At 67.3% G+C, this 16550-nt stretch carries 15 protein-coding genes and 2 tRNA genes; 11 read left to right on the top strand and 6 right to left on the bottom strand.

The annotated features are described in order from the left end of the window. From Q0W90_RS00625 to Q0W90_RS00615, 3 genes are all read left to right on the top strand, one after another. Positions 1-2598, top strand: a 2598-nt coding sequence (locus Q0W90_RS00625) for an NAD-glutamate dehydrogenase domain-containing protein (RefSeq protein ID WP_297772627.1), incomplete at its 5' end; no start/stop codon positions are given. After that, the gene (locus Q0W90_RS00620) at positions 2595-3008 is read left to right on the top strand and encodes a thioesterase family protein (RefSeq protein ID WP_297592550.1); all 414 of its coding nucleotides are present in this window, start codon (positions 2595-2597) and stop codon (positions 3006-3008) included. The genes Q0W90_RS00625 and Q0W90_RS00620, both read left to right, overlap by 4 nt. After that, entirely contained in the window at positions 2996-3667 is a 672-nt protein-coding gene (locus tag Q0W90_RS00615) for a hypothetical protein (protein ID WP_297772624.1), read from the top strand. The genes Q0W90_RS00620 and Q0W90_RS00615 overlap by 13 nt, the downstream gene beginning before the upstream one ends. A 22-nt stretch (positions 3668-3689) precedes the next feature. Here the strand turns inward: Q0W90_RS00615 and Q0W90_RS00610 are convergent, their stop codons facing one another. From Q0W90_RS00610 to Q0W90_RS00600, 3 genes are all read right to left on the bottom strand, one after another. Then, a complete protein-coding gene (locus Q0W90_RS00610) occupies positions 3690-4706 on the bottom strand; it encodes an FAD-dependent oxidoreductase (protein WP_297772635.1) in 1017 nt (338 codons plus the stop codon). Between the two features lie 87 nt (positions 4707-4793). After that, positions 4794-6359: a glycoside hydrolase family 13 protein gene (locus Q0W90_RS00605; RefSeq protein WP_297592555.1), complete on the bottom strand. Its 1566-nt coding sequence runs from the start codon at positions 6357-6359 to the stop codon at positions 4794-4796. 37 nt (positions 6360-6396) lie between these two features. Beyond that, entirely contained in the window at positions 6397-6792 is a 396-nt protein-coding gene (locus Q0W90_RS00600) for a globin (protein ID WP_297592557.1), read from the bottom strand. Positions 6793-6936: 144 nt separating this feature from the next. Between Q0W90_RS00600 and Q0W90_RS00595 the strand changes: the two genes are divergently transcribed. From Q0W90_RS00595 to Q0W90_RS00585, 3 genes are all read left to right on the top strand, one after another. After that, on the top strand, positions 6937-7584 hold the full coding sequence (locus Q0W90_RS00595; protein WP_297592559.1) for an HNH endonuclease: 648 nt from the start codon (positions 6937-6939) through the stop codon (positions 7582-7584). A gap of 67 nt (positions 7585-7651) precedes the next feature. Further along, positions 7652-7888, top strand: coding sequence for a hypothetical protein (locus tag Q0W90_RS00590; RefSeq protein WP_297697643.1), 237 nt, complete (start codon positions 7652-7654; stop codon positions 7886-7888). Next, complete coding sequence (locus Q0W90_RS00585) at positions 7875-8342, top strand: DUF5130 domain-containing protein (RefSeq protein WP_297592561.1); 468 nt, start codon at positions 7875-7877, stop codon at positions 8340-8342. The genes Q0W90_RS00590 and Q0W90_RS00585 overlap by 14 nt, the downstream gene beginning before the upstream one ends. A 66-nt stretch (positions 8343-8408) precedes the next feature. Here the strand turns inward: Q0W90_RS00585 and pepN are convergent, their stop codons facing one another. Continuing rightward, positions 8409-11012 carry an aminopeptidase N gene (pepN, locus tag Q0W90_RS00580; protein ID WP_297772619.1) on the bottom strand — a complete coding sequence of 868 codons (2604 nt, stop codon included), beginning with the start codon at positions 11010-11012 and terminating at the stop codon, positions 8409-8411. Between the two features lie 91 nt (positions 11013-11103). On the opposite strand from pepN, the gene Q0W90_RS00575 reads away from it, so the two are divergent. From Q0W90_RS00575 to Q0W90_RS00565, 3 genes are all read left to right on the top strand, one after another. Beyond that, positions 11104-11727, top strand: a complete 624-nt coding sequence (locus Q0W90_RS00575) for a DsbA family protein (RefSeq protein ID WP_297772616.1) — start codon at positions 11104-11106, stop codon at positions 11725-11727. Between the two features lie 61 nt (positions 11728-11788). Continuing rightward, positions 11789-12268 (top strand): ribose-5-phosphate isomerase, encoded by a 480-nt coding sequence (locus Q0W90_RS00570; protein ID WP_297592567.1) that lies wholly within the window; start codon positions 11789-11791, stop codon positions 12266-12268. An 18-nt stretch (positions 12269-12286) separates the two neighbouring features. Beyond that, the gene (locus Q0W90_RS00565) at positions 12287-13093 is read left to right on the top strand and encodes an Fpg/Nei family DNA glycosylase (protein ID WP_297772611.1); all 807 of its coding nucleotides are present in this window, start codon (positions 12287-12289) and stop codon (positions 13091-13093) included. A gap of 366 nt (positions 13094-13459) precedes the next feature. On the opposite strand, the gene Q0W90_RS00560 is transcribed toward Q0W90_RS00565, so the two are convergent. Both Q0W90_RS00560 and Q0W90_RS00555 read right to left on the bottom strand, forming a co-directional pair. Then, positions 13460-14650, bottom strand: a complete 1191-nt coding sequence (locus Q0W90_RS00560) for a serine hydrolase domain-containing protein (RefSeq protein WP_297592571.1) — start codon at positions 14648-14650, stop codon at positions 13460-13462. A gap of 32 nt (positions 14651-14682) precedes the next feature. Beyond that, a tRNA-Gly gene (locus Q0W90_RS00555) sits at positions 14683-14753 on the bottom strand. Between the two features lie 147 nt (positions 14754-14900). On the opposite strand from Q0W90_RS00555, the gene Q0W90_RS00550 reads away from it, so the two are divergent. Together Q0W90_RS00550 and tig are read left to right on the top strand one after the other, a co-directional pair. Then, positions 14901-14977: transfer RNA gene (locus Q0W90_RS00550), tRNA-Pro, on the top strand. 65 nt (positions 14978-15042) lie between these two features. Then, entirely contained in the window at positions 15043-16500 is a 1458-nt protein-coding gene (tig, locus tag Q0W90_RS00545) for a trigger factor (RefSeq protein WP_297592573.1), read from the top strand. Positions 16501-16550 lie beyond the last annotated feature (50 nt).

The following is a 16550-nucleotide window of genomic DNA, read 5'->3' as shown; positions in this document are numbered from 1 at the left end:
TTTGTCACGCACGAGGGCTCGGCCCGGGCCCGCAACGTGCTGGCCATCAAGCTGGACGCCCAGCTGGTCGACGAGCTGCCACTGCCGCGCCCCAAATACGAGATCTTCGTCTATTCGCCCCGGGTCGAAGGCGTGCACCTGAGGTTCGGCCCGGTGGCCCGCGGCGGCCTGCGCTGGTCGGACCGCCGCGACGACTTCCGCACCGAGATCCTGGGTCTTGTCAAGGCGCAAGCGGTCAAGAACGCCGTCATCGTGCCGGTCGGCGCCAAGGGCGGTTTCGTCCTCAAGCGCCCACCGCTGCCCACCGGGGATGCCGCCGCCGACCGCGACGCCACCCGCGACGAGGGTGTCGCCTGCTATCAGCTGTTCATCTCCGGGCTGCTCGACGTCACCGACAACGTCGACCACGCCACCGGGAACGTCAGCCCGCCGCCGCAGGTGATACGGCGCGACGGCGATGACGCGTACCTGGTGGTGGCGGCGGACAAGGGCACCGCCACGTTCTCCGACATCGCCAACGACGTCGCCAAGTCCTACGGGTTCTGGCTTGGCGACGCGTTCGCATCGGGCGGGTCGGTCGGCTACGACCACAAGGCCATGGGCATCACGGCCAAGGGCGCCTGGGAGGCCGTCAAACGGCACTTCCGGGAGATGGATGTCGACACCCAGACCGAGGACTTCACCGTGGTCGGCGTCGGCGACATGAGCGGGGACGTCTTCGGCAACGGCATGCTGCTGAGCAAGCACATCCGGCTGCTCGCCGCCTTCGACCACCGGCACATCTTCCTCGACCCCGACCCCGACGCGGCGGCCTCGTGGGAGGAGCGCCAGCGGATGTTCGACCTGCCGCGGTCCAGCTGGGACGACTACGACAAGTCGCTGATCAGCGAGGGCGGCGGGGCGTACAGCCGCGAGCACAAGTCCATTCCGGTCAGCCCCCAGGTCCGCGACGTGTTGGGCATCGACGGTGACGTCACCGAGATGACCCCGCCCAACCTGATCAAGGCGATCCTGCAGGCGCCGGTCGATCTGCTGTTCAACGGTGGGATCGGCACCTACATCAAGGCGGAGTCCGAATCCGACGCCGACGTCGGCGACCGCACCAACGATCCGGTGCGGGTCAACGGTTCTGCGGTGCGCGCCAAGGTGATCGGCGAAGGCGGCAACCTCGGCGTGACCGCGTTGGGCCGCGTCGAGTTCGATCTTGCGGGCGGCCGGATCAACACCGACGCGATGGACAACTCGGCCGGCGTGGACTGTTCGGACCACGAGGTCAACATCAAGATCTTGATCGACTCCCTGGTCACCGCCGGCAAGGTCAAGGCGGAGGAGCGCAAACCGTTGCTGGAGTCGATGACCGACGAGGTCGCCCAACTGGTGCTCACCGACAACGAGGACCAGAACGACCTGATCGGCACCAGCCGCGCGAACGCGGGAAGCCTGCTGCCGGTGCACGCCAGGCTGATCCAGTACCTGGTGGACGAGCGCGGCATGAACCGGGAGCTGGAAGCGCTGCCCTCGGAAAAGGAGATCCAGCGGCGGGCCGATGCAGGCATCGGGCTCACCTCACCGGAGATGTGCACCCTGATGGCGCACGTGAAGCTGGGCCTCAAAGAGGAGATGCTCGAGACCGAACTGACCGAACAGGATGTGTTCGCATCCCGGTTGCCGCTCTACTTCCCGAAACCGTTGCGGGAACGGTTCACTCCCGAGATCCGCACGCACCAGCTGCGCCGCGAGATCGTCACCACCATGCTGATCAACGACCTGGTGGACGCCGCCGGCATCAGCTACGCCTTCCGGATCGCCGAAGACGTCGGAGTCGGGTCGGTCGACGCGGTGCGCACCTATGTCGCCACCGACGCCATCTTCGGCGTGGGGGAGATCTGGCGGCGCATCCGCGCGGCGAATCTGCCGGTGCCGCTATCGGATCGGCTCACGCTGGACACCCGGCGGTTGGTCGACCGCGCCGGGCGTTGGCTGCTCAACTACCGTCCGCAGCCGCTGGCCGTCGGCGCCGAGATCAACCGGTTCGCCGCGAAGGTCAAGGCGCTGACGCCGCGCATGTCGGAATGGCTGCGCGGTGACGACAAGGCGATCGTCGAAAAAGAAGCCGCGGAATTCGCCTCCCAGGGCGCGCCCGAAGACCTGGCCTACACCGTGGCCGCCGGCCTGTACCACTTCAGCCTGCTCGACATCATCGACATCGGCGACATCAACGACATCGAAGCGGCCGAGGTCGCGGACACCTATTTCGCCCTGATGGACCGGCTCGGCACCGACGGCCTGCTGACGGCGGTATCCGAACTGCCCCGACGGGACCGGTGGCACTCGTTGGCGCGCTTGGCGATCCGTGACGACATCTACGCCTCGTTGCGGTCGCTGTGCTTCGACGTGCTTGCGGTCGGGGAGCCCGACGAAAGCGGTGAAGAGAAGATCGCCGAGTGGGAACACCTGTCCGCGTCCAGGGTCGAGCGGGCCCGCCGAACACTGATCGAGATCCAGGAAAACGGGGAGAAGGATCTCGCGACGCTGTCCGTCGCCGCGCGACAAATCCGTCGCATGACCCGCACGAGCGGAAGAGGATCATCGAGTTGAGCATCGGCTTCGTCGCGCCCGTGCTGGTGCGCTGGTCGGACATCGACATGTACCAGCACGTCAACCACGCCACCATGGTCACGATTCTCGAAGAGGCGCGGGTCCAGTTCCTGCGCGAGGCATTCGAGGTCGACATCAGAACCATCGGGTTGCTCATCGCCGAAGTCACGGTCACCTACAAGGGCCAACTGCGGCTGACGGACTCACCGCTGCAGGTGACGATCTGGACCAAGCGGTTGCGAGCAGTCGACTTCACCTTGGGCTACGAGGTGCGCTCGGTCAACGCGGATCCGGAGTCGAAGCCCGCCGTCATCGCCGAGTCGCAACTGGCCGCCGTCCATATCGAGGAGCAGCGGCTGGTGCGGCTCTCGCCGCAGCATCGGGAGTATCTGCAACGGTGGATCAGGTAGCCGACCGCGGCCTGTGGCTGGGGGCGCCGTCGAGGGCCGAGCACCGCAGGGATCTGGCCGCGTTCCTCGATCGCGCGCTGCGACTCGATGAGGCGGCGATCGTCCGCCTGCGGACGCGACCGCAGGGGCTTCTGACTGCCTGGTTCGCAACGGGTTTCGACGTTCTGGCCAGCAGGGTGGTGGCAGGTGAAGTCCGGCCCGGGGATCTGTCTGTGGGTGCGGACGCGCTGGCGCGTGGCCTGTCCGCGATGGACGACTCGGGCTACGTCGATCCCGGGTTCGCGATGGACTCGGCGTGGCGCGGCGCGTTGCCCCCGGAGTCCGGCTTCATCCACCTCGAGGACTTGCCGGCTCGGGTGGTGCTCGACCTGGCACAGCGCGGCGCGCGACTTGCCAAGGAGCACAGCAGTTCTCAGGGACCCCCGGTTTCGCTGCTCGACCAGGAGGTCATTCAGGTGAGCGCCGCCGATGTGCAAGTGGGGTTGCCCATGCGCTGCGTGTTCGCGCTGACCGCGATGGGTTTCCTGCCGCAGTCACCCGATGCCGTCGACGCCGACGAATTGATCCGGGTCCGCATCCTGCCGACGTGGCTGCGTCTGGACGCCCGCTTCGGTTCGGTGTATCGCCGCCGGGGCGATCCCGCGCTGCTGCTGGGCTGATGCGGGCGGCGCATCCGGTTGATCAGGGGCCATAGCGCAGCCACAGCGGGAGAACGGCATCCAGATGGTCCATGAATTTCTTCAGCCCCACCCGGAATTGCCCGTACCCGTACGGGTCTCGCGCATATTGAGGAAACGCAATGCCCACCCCGAACAGGCCGGGAGCAAGGATTCCATTGGTGCGGTTGCACTCCAGCCGGCCCCACTGCGGTGTCTCGGGCAGGCTTCTTCGTTCGAAGCCGACGGTATAAACCGCCCGGTCGCACCGGGCCAGTTGCTCGGAGAACTCCGGGCTCGATGTCCAGCACCTCTCCAGTCGTTCCGGAAGCACCCCGTCGATGTTCGCCCGCGCCCATTCCGCCGCCTGCCCCTTCAGGCCGGTGTCGTCAAAGAGAATCCAATCATCAAAATACACAGCGTATTTCAGTGGATTACGGTAAAAGTTGATCACTTGTTTGACCGGATGGCGCAGTAAATTCGGCAACACGATCATGGACGAGTGCGATGAGCCGAAGACGGCGATCGTCGCGCCCTGCAGCGGCTCCCGCGCGAGCTTCTCGGGATCGAGAGCGACCTCCACGGGAATCTCCTCCAGCCCGGGGTGGCACAGCTTCTTCGGAGCCGCGCCGACGGCCAGGATCACGTTTTTGGAGAGAATGTCGTCCCGCTCCGTGTGGATCCGCCACCGCCGGTTCTCCAGGTACAGCGCGGTGGCGGTCGTCGTGAACGTGACGACCTGCTCACGTAGTTGCCCGGTGATCCACACCAACGGTTCGGCTACCAGGCCCAGTGCGCAGGTCTCCCGGGGGTCGACTTCCCGCAGCGGCATGGGTGGCGCTTCGGCGAAGCGAAATGACTTGGAGCCGTTGAAGTATTCGAGGAAGAGCCCCACGTGGGTGTTGCTCGACACCGACCGCCACTTTTGGCCGATGTCTCCGCCGGCGAAGGCAGGATCGATCCAGGCGATGCGTGCGGCCGCGACTCCGTGATCCAGCAGCCTCCCCACCGCGGCGATGCCCGCCGGCCCGGCACCGATCACTGCCCACTCGTAGGAAGCCATGCTCAACTTATAGAGCAGTCAGCGGCGAAACGCCCACCGGGATTCAGCCGGTGGCGCCCGAGCCTGCTACGCCAGCCAGGCCGCGGCGTCCGGCGGGAGTTTCCCGTCGACCAGCGGCGCGCTGGCCAGGATGAGTTCTCCCGCCGGCAGCGTCGCCGGTTGTTCGCCGCTGTTGAGCGCGCACACCAGGCCGCCGGGACGCCGGAAGATCACCGCGTCGTCGGACGCCTCCAGCCACTCCACACCGTCGCCGTCGAACTCGGCTCGGCGCTTGCGCAATTCGAGCGCGCGACGGAAGAACGACAGCGTCGAGTCGGGATCGCCGCTCTGCTTTTCGACGGTCAGCGCCGCCCATTCCGTGGGCATCGGCAACCAGGTGTCGGCAGCGGACGAGAACCCGAACGGGGGATCGGAGCCAGACCAGGGGATCGGCACCCGGCATTTGTCGCGGCCGCGCTCGGTGTGCCCGGAACGTTCCCACGTCGGGTCCTGCAGCACCCCGTCGGGCAGCTCCACATCGGGCAGCCCCAGTTCCTCGCCGTTGTAGATGAACACCGCGCCCGGCAGGGCGAGCATCACCATCGCCATCGCGCGGGCGCGGCGCAGGCCGAGGTCGCCGCCCCCGTAGCGGGTGACCTCCCGGCCCACGTCGTGGTTGGACAGCGTCCAGGTCGGGATGGCGTCTTCGAGGGCGGTGGCGGCCAGCGAGTTCTGGATCGCGTCATGGATCTCGGCGGCGTCGAAGTCGATCCTGGTCAGCCGGAAATTGAACCCGAGGTGCAGTTCGTCGGGTCGCAGGTATTCCGCCCAGCGGGCGTTGTCGGTGACCCAGACCTCGCCGACGGTCACCGCCCCGGGGTAGTCGTTGATCACCCTGCGGATGTCGCGGTGGATGTCGTGCACGCTCGGGTTGTTGAAGCGCGGGTCGTCGTCGGTGTGGTGCAACACCTTGGACTCGACGTCGGGCGAATCGGGCAGGCCGGCCGGCTTGGCCATGCCGTGTGCGACGTCGATGCGGAAGCCGTCTACGCCGCGTTCCAGCCAGAAGCGCAGCGTCTTTTCGAAGTCGTCGAAGACGTCCGGGTGCTCCCAGTTCAGGTCCGGCTGCTCGGTGTCGAACAGATGCAGATACCACTGGCCGGCATTGCCGTCGGGTTCGACCACCCGGGTCCACGCCGGCCCGCCGAACACCGAGGTCCAGTTGTTGGGCGGCAGCTCCCCGTCCGTGCCGTGACCGTCGCGGAAGAAATACCGTTCCCGTGCCTCGGTGCCGGGGCCGGCGGCCAGCGCCGCCTGAAACCACCGATGGGCCGAACTGGTGTGGTTGGGCACCACGTCCATGGTGATCTTCATGCCCCGCCGGTGGGCCGCGCCGATCAGCCGTTCGATCGCGGCCATCCCGCCGAACAGCGGGTCGATGTCGCGCGGATCGGCGACGTCGTAGCCGTGGTCGGCCATCGGGGAGACCGTGACCGGATTGAGCCAGATCGCGTCCACGCCGAGTTGCTCGAGGTATTCCAGGCGGGCCGTCAGCCCGTCCAGATCGCCGACGCCGTCGCCGTCGCTGTCGGCGAAGGACCGCGGGTATACCTGATAAAACACCGCGCTCGACCACCACGCTGCGGGGCTCATACCGCTCCGTTCAGTTGCTGGGCATTTGGGCTAGAGATCAAAGAGGGGCGTTCACGAGGGAGTCTGCGGCCGCCTCCAGATAGGCGAGCAACTCGCGACGGTGCTCGTCGTCGAGCGTCCTCGAATCGATGGAGGCGATCGCCGTCTGCATGCACCGCAGCCACGCGTCGCGCGCCAGGGGAGTGATCCGGAACGGGACGTGACGCATCCGCAGGCGAGGATGTCCGCGCCGGTCAGAGTAGGTGCGCGGGCCGCCCCAATACTGCTCGAGGAACATCCGCAGGCGTTCTTCGGCGCCCTCGAGATCGTCCAGCGGATACAGCTCGCTCAGGATCTCGTCCTCGGGAACCTGAGCGTAAAAGCGCGACACGATCGCGTGGAAAGTCTCGGCACCGCCGACAGCGTCATAGAAGGACTGTCCTACCTCATCCATCGCGGTCCATTGTGGGGCATCGTCGCGGTGGCACGCGGAGGTGGCCCGATCCCGCTCCCGCTGTTCATCGGTTCGAGGCGGCGTTTCACCTGCCATAGGGGTGCGATTGGCGACGAATCATGGTGGACTGTTCGCGGAGGATTTATGGCGCAGGGCAAGAGACGCCGCAGCCACCGCAGTCAGGTGGCCGCGGCAGGGTTAACCGGGCCCACAACCGCGTCATCGTTGCACAGTGTTGACATCCATCCGCCGGCCCGCCCGGAGAGCGCTTCCATTTGGAGTCGCCGGCGGGTGCTGCTGCTGAACTCCACCTACGAGCCACTGACCGCGCTGCCGATGCGGCGCGCGATCGTCATGGTGATCTGCGGCAAGGCCGACGTGGTGCATCACGACCCGGCCGGCCCGGTTATCCACTCGGCGACCAGCTCGATCGTCGTTCCCTCGGTGATTCAATTGCGGTCTTACGTTCGCGTTCCTTACCGGGCGCGCGTCCCGATGACCCGCGCCGCGCTGATGCACCGAGATCGCTTCTGCTGCGCCTATTGCGGGTCGAAGGCGGATACCGTCGACCACGTGGTGCCACGCAGCCGCGGTGGCGATCATTCCTGGGAGAACTGCGTCGCCTGCTGCTCGACCTGCAACCACCACAAGGGCGACAAGCTGCTCAGCGAGCTCGGCTGGGCACTGCGCCGGCCGCCCATGCCGCCGACGGGGCAGCACTGGCGGCTCTTGTCGACGGTCAAGGAGCTCGACCCCGCGTGGGCCCGATACCTCGGTGAAGGTGCTGCCTGAGCAACAATCTGGTGTCCGGGCGCACCGGTAGATCGCTTGGTGGGATACGGTTTGCGTCGTGAGCCTTCTGCAAATCCACTTGTACTTCCTCGGAATACCCCTGCTGCTGGTGGTCGTGCTGTCGGTGCTGATCTGGTCCCACAAGGGGCCGCACCCGGCGACCTACAAGCTGGGGGAGAAGTGGGCGCATCCGCCGATCCTGTGGGCCGCCGTCGGTGAAGAGGTCGGCCACACCCATGGCGGGCATGGTGGACACGGCACGTCGGAATTCTCAGTGGGAGGTGGCGCCAGTGGCACGTGGTGAGGTAGCGACGAGGGAGCCCGCCGAGCTGTCGTACGGCTCGGTGATCACCACCAGCGGACGGATCTCCGCGGTCACCGAGCCCGGCGAATTGTCGGTGCATTTCCCGTTTCCCACCAAAGACCTCGTCGCCGTGGACGACGCGCTGAAATTCGGGTCGCGGTCCTCCAAGACGCGTTTCGCGATCTACCTGGGCGACCTGGGCAGCGACACCGCCGCGCGGGCCCGCGAAATTCTGGCCGACGTGCCGACACCGGACAACGCGGTGCTGCTGGCGGTCTCACCCGACCAGAAGGTCATCGAGGTGGTCTACGGTTCCGCGGTCCGCGGTCGCGGCGCCGAGTCGGCCGCACCGCTGGGTGTCGCCGCGGCTTCCTCGGCATTCGAGCGGGGCGATCTGGTGGACGGGCTGGTCAGCGCGATCCGCGTGCTGAGCGCCGGAATCTCCCCGGCTTAATCCGCGGGCGTGCGCAGTTGTACGTCAGCTGCGGCGTGTCGGTGCACAAACACGCACGCTCGCGCCCTATTCAACCGCGTCGAACCGGCGCGCGCGCAACGCACGCTTCACCCCGGCCTGGCCCTCCAGCACCAGGCGACGCAGCGCTGCCGGCACCTCGGGGTCGGACAAGAACTTGTCGGCCGCGGCGATGCCGTCGTCGCTGATGTCCCAGTGCGGGTACAGGCCGATCACGACCGTCTGGGCCACTTCGCTGGATCGGCGCGCCCACACGCCCGAGATCGCCTCGAAGTAGCGCGCGGTGAACGGCTTGAGCAGCTCGTGCTGCGCCGGCGGGGCGATGCCCGCGATGATCGCGCGGGCCGTGATGTTGGCCAGGGTGTCGTCCTCGACCACCGTCGTCCAGGCTTCCTCCTTGACCTTTAGCTGAGGTCGCGCCGTCGCGGCCTGGGCGCCGTGCCGCTTGCCGGCGGCGGTCGGGTCGCGCTGGACTTCGGCGTCGATGAACGGTGTGGCGGGTCCGTCGGCGTCGATGTCGCCCGCGGTGGCCAGCGCCGTCACGATCCGCCACCGCAGGTCCGTGTCGATCTCGAGGCCAGGCAATCCCAGATCCGCCGGGTCGCTGTCGGCCAGCGTCGCCAAAGTCTCCACGTGCCGCGCCGACAGCACCGAGGAGCACAGCGTGTTGACGAAGGCGAGCTGGTGATCCGATCCCGGCTGCGCGGCGCGCGCCAATTCCAGTAACCGGTCGGCGAACTGCGGCCAGCCGTACTCGTGTGCCCAGCCGGGTTCGGCGTAGGACGCCAGCGCCGTCTGCGCCTGCAGCAGCAGCCGCTGCGCCACCCCGACCTCGGTTTCGGCGTGCACGCCGCCTGCCACCAGGGCCACGAAATCGCGGGCCCGCAGTTCGGCCTCGCGCGTCATCTCCCAGGCCGCCGACCAGACCAGCGAGCGCGGCAACGGCTCGGCGATGTCGGCGATGCGCTGCAGCGCGGTGCGCAGCGACTCGGCGTCCAGCCGCAACGAGCAGTACGTCAGGTCGTCGTCATTGACCAGAACCAGTTGGCCCCGCGAAACACCAACCAACGCAGGAACTTCCGTCACCGGGCCCTCGATGTCGAGTTCCTCGCGGCGTACCCGGACCAGCTTTCCCGACCCGTCGGAAGCATCCAGGTCGTAGATGCCGATGGCCAGCCGGTGCACTCGGGTCTCGCCGGCACCCGGCGCGGCGCCGCTCTGGGTCACCGCGAAGCGGGTGAACTTGCCCTCGGCGCCCGGGCCGTCGACGTCGAAGTCGGGCCGCAGCGTGTTCAGCCCGGTCGTTTTCAGCCACTGCTGACCCCAGTCGGAAAGGTCGCGTCCCGACGCTTTCTCCAGCGCGGCGACCAGGTCGTCGAACGTGGCGTTGCCGAACGCGTGGGTGCGGAAGTAGTCGCGCAGCCCGGCGAGGAAATGCTCCAGCCCGACGTAGGCGACGAGCTGCTTGAGCACCGACGCGCCCTTCGCGTAGGTGATGCCATCGAAGTTCACCTCGACGGCTGCCAGGTCCGGAATATCGGCGGCGATCGGATGGGTCGAGGGCAACTGGTCCTGGCGGTAGGCCCACGACTTTTCGACCGTCGCGAACGTCGTCCAGGCCTCCGTGAATTCGGTTGCCTCGCTTTGGCACAACACCGAGGCGAAGGTCGCGAAGGACTCGTTCAGCCACAGGTCGTCCCACCAGGCCATCGTGACCAAATCCCCGAACCACATGTGCGCCATCTCATGCAGCACGGTCTCCGCGCGGCGCTCGTAGGAGGCCCGGGTGACCTTGCTGCGGAAGACGTAGTCCTCCAGGAAGGTCACCGCGCCCGCGTTTTCCATTGCGCCGGCGTTGAACTCGGGGACGAACAGCTGATCGTATTTTCCGAACGCGTAGGGCAAGCCAAAGTTCTTGTGGTAGAAGCCAAATCCCTGCTTCGTCTGGGCGAATAGCCGCTCGGCGTCCATGTGTTGCGCCAGCGACGCCCGGCAGTAGATGCCCAGCGGGATTTCCCCGTGTTCGTCGGTGTAGGCGTCCTTCCACTCGGCGTACGGACCGGCGATCAACGCGACCAGGTAGGTGCTCATCCGCGGGGTGGTGGTGAAGGTGTGGAGGCCGTCGCTCACCGACACCGTCGCGCCGTTGGAGATCACCTTCCAATGCGAGGGCGCGGTCACCCGCACGTCGAAGGTCGCCTTGAGGTCGGGCTGGTCGAAGCAGGCGAACATGCGCTTGGCGTCGGCGGTTTCGAATTGCGAGTACAGGTAGGTCTCGTTGTCGACCGGGTCGACGAACCGATGCAGACCCTCGCCGGTGTTGGAGTAGCGGCAATCCGCGTCGACCACGACGACGTTGCGGTCGGCCAGCCCGCGCAAGGCGACGCCGGTGGATTCGTCGTATCCGGAGACGTCGAGGTCGCGGCCGTTGAGCGTGGCGCCGCGCACGGTTTCGGCGGCGATGTCGATGACCGTGTCGGCGTCGGCGAGCGCCTCGAAAACCACCGTGGTGACCGAGCGGAAGGTCCGTTCGCCGGGAGGGCCACCGGGACCGGAACCGTCGGTGAGATCGAGGTCGATCTGGTAGCTGGCGACGGTGATCAGGGAGGCGCGCTCGACGGCTTGTTCACGGGTGAGGTTGGGGAGTGCCACGGGTCCAACTTACGGGTCGGGCGAACCGGGAACAGGAGCGAGAGGCCTACGGTTGTGCACATCAGACTTTCCACCGACGAGAGGACCCGCCATGGCTGACCAGGCGCCCGCGAAGAACAAAGCCGATTTCTGGTTCGATCCCCTGTGCCCGTGGGCGTGGATCACCTCGCGCTGGATCCTCGAGGTGGAAAAGGTGCGCGACATCGAGGTGAACTTCCACGTGATGAGCCTGGCGGTGCTCAACGAAAACCGCGAAGACCTGCCGGAGAACTACCGTGAGAACATGAAGCGGGCCTGGGGTCCGGTGCGGGTGGCGATCGCTGCCGAGCAGGCGCACGGCGCGGAGGTGCTGGGGCCGCTGTACACCGCGATGGGGACCCGAATCCACAACGAGGGCAACAAAGAGCTCGAGGAAGTGATCAAGCTCGCGCTGGATGACGCCGGACTGCCGGCGGACCTGGCCGCGGCGGCCGACAGCGATGCCTACGACGAAGCGGTGCGCACGAGCCACCACGCCGGGATGGACGCGGTCGGCGATGATGTCGGTACACCGACCATCCACGTCAACGATGTGGCGTTCTTCGGACCGGTGCTCTCCAAGATCCCGCGCGGCGAGGAAGCGGGCAAGTTGTGGGACGCGTCGGTGGCCTTCGCGTCCTACCCGCACTTCTTCGAGCTCAAGCGCAGCCGCACCGAAAAGCCCGAATTCGACTGAGCGGTAGGGCGGTGACCCGCCCCACCCGGCCGGGCCGCGCGCCTGTGTAAGGATTGCGGGCATGCGCGTCTACCTCGGCTCTGACCACGCCGGATTCGAGCTCAAGCAGCAGATCATCGAGCACCTCGAAAAGTCCGGCCACGAGCCGATCGACTGCGGCGCCTTCAGCTATGACGCCGACGACGACTACCCGACGTTCTGCATCGCCGCCGCGACCCGCACGGTGGCCGACCCGGACAGCTTGGGCATCGTGCTGGGCGGGTCGGGCAACGGCGAGCAGATCGCCGCCAACAAGGTTCCCGGCGCCCGGTGCGCGCTGGCCTGGAGCGTCGAAACCGCGGCGCTGGCCCGTGAACACAACAACGCCCAGCTGATCGGCATCGGCGGTCGCATGCACACCGTGGCGGAGGCGCTGGCCATCGTCGATGCTTTCGTGACCACGCCGTGGTCGAAAGCCGAACGCCACCAACGGCGTATCGACATCCTCGCCGAATACGAACGCACCCACCAAGCCCCGCCGGTACCCGGCGCGGCGGGTTGAGGCCGGAAGGGTCCGCACATGCCCGAAGGGCATACCCTGCACCGGCTGGCCCGGCTGCACCAACGCCGCTATGCCGGCACGCCCGTGGCGGTGTCCAGCCCGCAGGGCCGCTTCGCTGATTCCGCCGTGGCGGTCGACGGCCGGGTGCTGCAGCGCACGAGTGCCTGGGGTAAACACCTATTTCATCACTACGCCGGCGGCCCGATCGTGCACGTGCATCTCGGCCTGTACGGCGCCTTCACCGAATGGGAACGTCCCGGCGACGGGTCGTTTCCCGATGCGGTCGGGCAAGTGCGGATGCGCATGATCGGCGCCGACTACGGCACGGACCTGCGCGGCCCGACGGTGTGCGAAGTCATCGACGAAGGACGGGTCAGCGACGTTCTGGCCCGGCTGGGTCCCGACCCGTTGCGCGACGACGCCGATCCGTCATGGGCGTGGAAACGGATTGCCAAGTCTCGCAGACCTATTGGCGCGCTGTTGATGGATCAGACCGTCATGGCCGGCGTGGGCAACGTGTACCGCAGCGAGTTGCTGTTCCGCCACGGCATCGACCCGTTCCGCCCGGGCCGCGACGTCGGTGAGGCCGAGTTCGAGGGGGCCTGGACCGATCTGGTTGCGCTGATGAAGGTGGGCTTGCGCCGCGGCCAGATCGTCGTGATGCGGCCCGAACACGATCACGGCGCGCCGCCGTATCGCCCCGACCGGCCCCGCACCTACGCCTACCGGCGTGCCGGCGAACCCTGCCGCGTGTGCGGAGACCCGATCCGCACGACCGTGCTGGAGGGCCGCAACGTGTTCTGGTGCCCGACGTGCCAGAAATGACGGCGAAAGTGTCGGCGTCTCCGGTTTGAATTCAATCGGCGCGGGCATTGCTGTCTTCATGAGGACTTTCGCTCGATCAGCTGCAACGATTTCCGCGATAGCAGGCCTCGGTCTGGCAGGGCTGGGCTTCGCGTCCGACGCGCAGGCGCAGCCCGGCCCCTTCCCGCGATGGTGCCCTGGGGATTTCTGGGATCCCGGCTGGGGCGACAACTGGGACGCCGGGCACTGCCACGACAACTGGCGCGGACCCGGACCTAATCCGTACATCGGCCCGGGGGGATCCGGTGGACTGGGTGGACCCGGTGGGCCCGGTGGACCTGGCGGTGGCGGACACGGCGGCGGAGGCGGCGGCCACTGACGCCTTCGCTAGATGACACCGAGCACGGAGTAGACCTCGTTACTGAGGACCAGGCTGCGCGGGTCCGCGTTGGCCTTGGTGGGGTCGAAGTGATTCGCCACATAGGCATAGCCGATGCGGTGCTCGAGATCGACGAACCCGAACGAGCCGCCCAGCCCGCCGTGGCCGAAGATCTTCGGGTTGGGTCCGTTAACGCACCGCTGGTTGAGCATGTACCCGAGACCCCAGCCGTGGTCGGCGACCCGAGGCCCCAGTACCAGATCGGTGTCCAGCCCACCCTGACAGACCCGCACCAGGTCCATGTGCTCGCGGCTGAGCACCTTCTCCTGGGCGAGCGCGTTGTAGAACGTCGCCAGCCCCAGCGCCGACACCTGCCCGTTGGTGCCGGGGAACTCGAGTTCGCGCCACAGACTCAGGTCGTGTGAGCCGAGTTCGTCGTCGGGGGCGAACCCCATCGAGATGGACAGCCCCGCCTTCGGGTGCTCGGCCAGGCTGGTCGGGTAGCCGGGGGCCTTCGCGTCGGCCAGCAGGTCCCGCGCGTGCGGCTTGTTGATCCGCTCGGCGCAGCGGTGCTGTTCGGCCAGCGGCAACCCGATGTGGACGTCGGCGCCGAACGGTTCGGCGATCTCGGTGCGCAGGTACTGGCCGATCGTGCGGCCCGTGACCCGGCGGAACACCTCGCCCATGATGAAACCGAAGGTGGTCATGTGGTAGCCCTGGGCGGTGCCCGGCTCCCACCACGGCTCGGCGGCGGCCAGCTGTTCGCAGACGAAGTTCCAATCCGCGACCTGTTCCCAACGCATCCGGGTGCGCGGGCCGATCACGCCGGAGCGGTGGCTCATCACCATCGCGAGCGTGATGTCCTGTTTGCCCGCCTGGGCGAACTCGGGCCAGTAGTGGGCCACCGGGGCCTGCAGGTCCAGCTCGCCGCGGTCGGCCAGCTGATGCACGCAGGTGGCCGACAGGCCCTTGGTGCCGGACAACACCGTGGTGAGGGTGTTCTGCTGCCAGGGCCGGGTATGGGCGGCGTCGGCCCAACCACCCCACAGATTGACGACGAGAGACCCGTCCACCCACACCGCGACGGCCGCGCCGATTTCGTCGCCCAGCGTGAAATTGCGCTCGAACGCGTCGCGAACCCCGACGAAGTCCGACGCGCATGAGCCATGGATCGACGCGTCCGTCGTCAGGTCGCTCATGGCGCCTCTCTATCGAGCAGATAGCTAGCCCGAGCGGGCGACGGGAATCGAACCCGCGTAGCTAGTTTGGAAGACTAGGGCTCTACCATTGAGCTACGCCCGCATGTATTAGTCGAGCGTGACTGTAGCTGGCGACCAAGGTCAAATCTAATCGACGCGGCCTTGTGATCACTCCGTGAGGTCCGCGAGGTCGCTGCCAAGCCTGTGACGGACCCGGCTTTGCGGGGCCTTAGGATCATCGAGGTCAGCGCGGGGTGTAGCGCAGCTTGGTAGCGCATCCGCTTTGGGAGCGGAAGGCCGCAGGTTCAAATCCTGTCACCCCGACCAGCACGACCGGCCTGCGCTGCGCGCGGGCCACCGACCGCCAGGAACGAGTACCGAGGAGCGCATCCGTGAAGAGCACCGTCGAGCAGTTGAGCCCCACCCGGGTGCGCATCAATGTGGAGGTCCCCTTCTCAGAACTCGAGCCCGACTTCCAGCGTGCCTACAAAGAGTTGGCCAGGCAGGTGCGCCTGCCCGGCTTCCGGCCGGGCAAGGCGCCAGCGAAGTTGCTGGAGGCCCGTTTCGGCCGGGAGGCCATGCTCGATCAGGTCGTCAACGAGGCGCTGCCCGCGCGGTACGGACAGGCGGTCGCCGAGTCGGAGGTGCACCCGCTGGGCCAGCCCGAGATCGAGGTCACCAAGAAGGAGTACGGCGAGGAGCTGGCGTTCACCGCCGAGGTCGACATCCGCCCCAATCTCACCCTGCCCGACCCAGGCTCCCTGACCATCTCGGTGGATCCGATCGAGGTCAGCGACGACGACGTCGACGCCGAGCTGCAGTCTCTGCGCGCCCGATTCGGCACCCTGACCGGGGTGGAGCGCCCGGTCGCCGATGGCGACTTCGTCTCCATCGACTTGTCGGCCACGATCAACGGCGAAGAGGTTCCGGGTGCCGCCGCGCAGGGGCTGTCCCACGAGGTCGGCTCGGGCCGGCTCATCGCGGGCCTCGACGAGGCGCTGGCCGGTCTGTCGGTCGATGAATCCCGCGAGTTCACCGCGCAGTTGGCGACGGGCGAGCACGCGGGGCAAGACGCGCAGGTGACGGTCACGGTTAAGTCGGTCAAGCAGCGCGAGCTGCCCGAGCCCGACGACGAGTTCGCCCAATTGGCCAGCGAGTTCGACACCATCGAGGAGCTGCGGTCGAACCTGCGCGACCAGGTCGGGCAGACCAAGCGCGCTCAGCAAGCCGAAAGCGTTCGCGACGCGGCCATCGACACGTTGCTCGAGCAGGTCGACATCCCGCTGCCCGAAACGATCGTGAAGGCTCAGGTCGACAGCGCCATCCATAACGCGCTGCACGGCCTCGACCACGACGAATCCAAGCTCGAGGAAGTGCTTGCCGGGCAGGGAAAGTCTCGCGAGGAGTTCGAGACCGAGACCCGCACCGCCGCCGAGACGGACGTCAAAAGGCAGCTGCTGCTCGACGCGCTGGCCGACGAGCTGCAGGTCCAGGTCGGCCAGGACGACCTCACCGAGCGGCTGGTGGCGACGTCCCGCCAGTACGGCATCGAGCCCCAGCAGCTGTTGGCCTATCTTCAGGAGAACAACCAGCTGCCGGCCATGTTCGCCGATGTGCGCCGGGCGCTGGCCATCGCCGAGGTGATCCGAGCGGCGACGGTCACCGACACCGCCGGAAACACCGTCGACACCGACGAATTCTTCGGCAAGCGTGCGGAGGCTGACGCAGCCGAGCCGGCTGGCGAGGCGGAGGAGGCCGACAATTCGGCGCCGGAGGCTGACGCAGCCGAGCCGGCTGGCGAGGCGGAGGAGGCCGACAAATCGACGCCGGAGGCTGACGCCGAGGAGTGACCGCGCTATGACGCTGTGAGCGAACGCGCCCGTTTCAGGGGTGCGTGGCC

Source organism: Mycobacterium sp. (assembly GCF_025933915.1).
Classification (GTDB): Bacteria; Actinomycetota; Actinomycetes; order Mycobacteriales; family Mycobacteriaceae; genus Mycobacterium.
The sequence above is the reverse complement of the archived record's forward strand: the minus strand, read 5'-3'. Positions and strand labels throughout refer to the sequence as shown.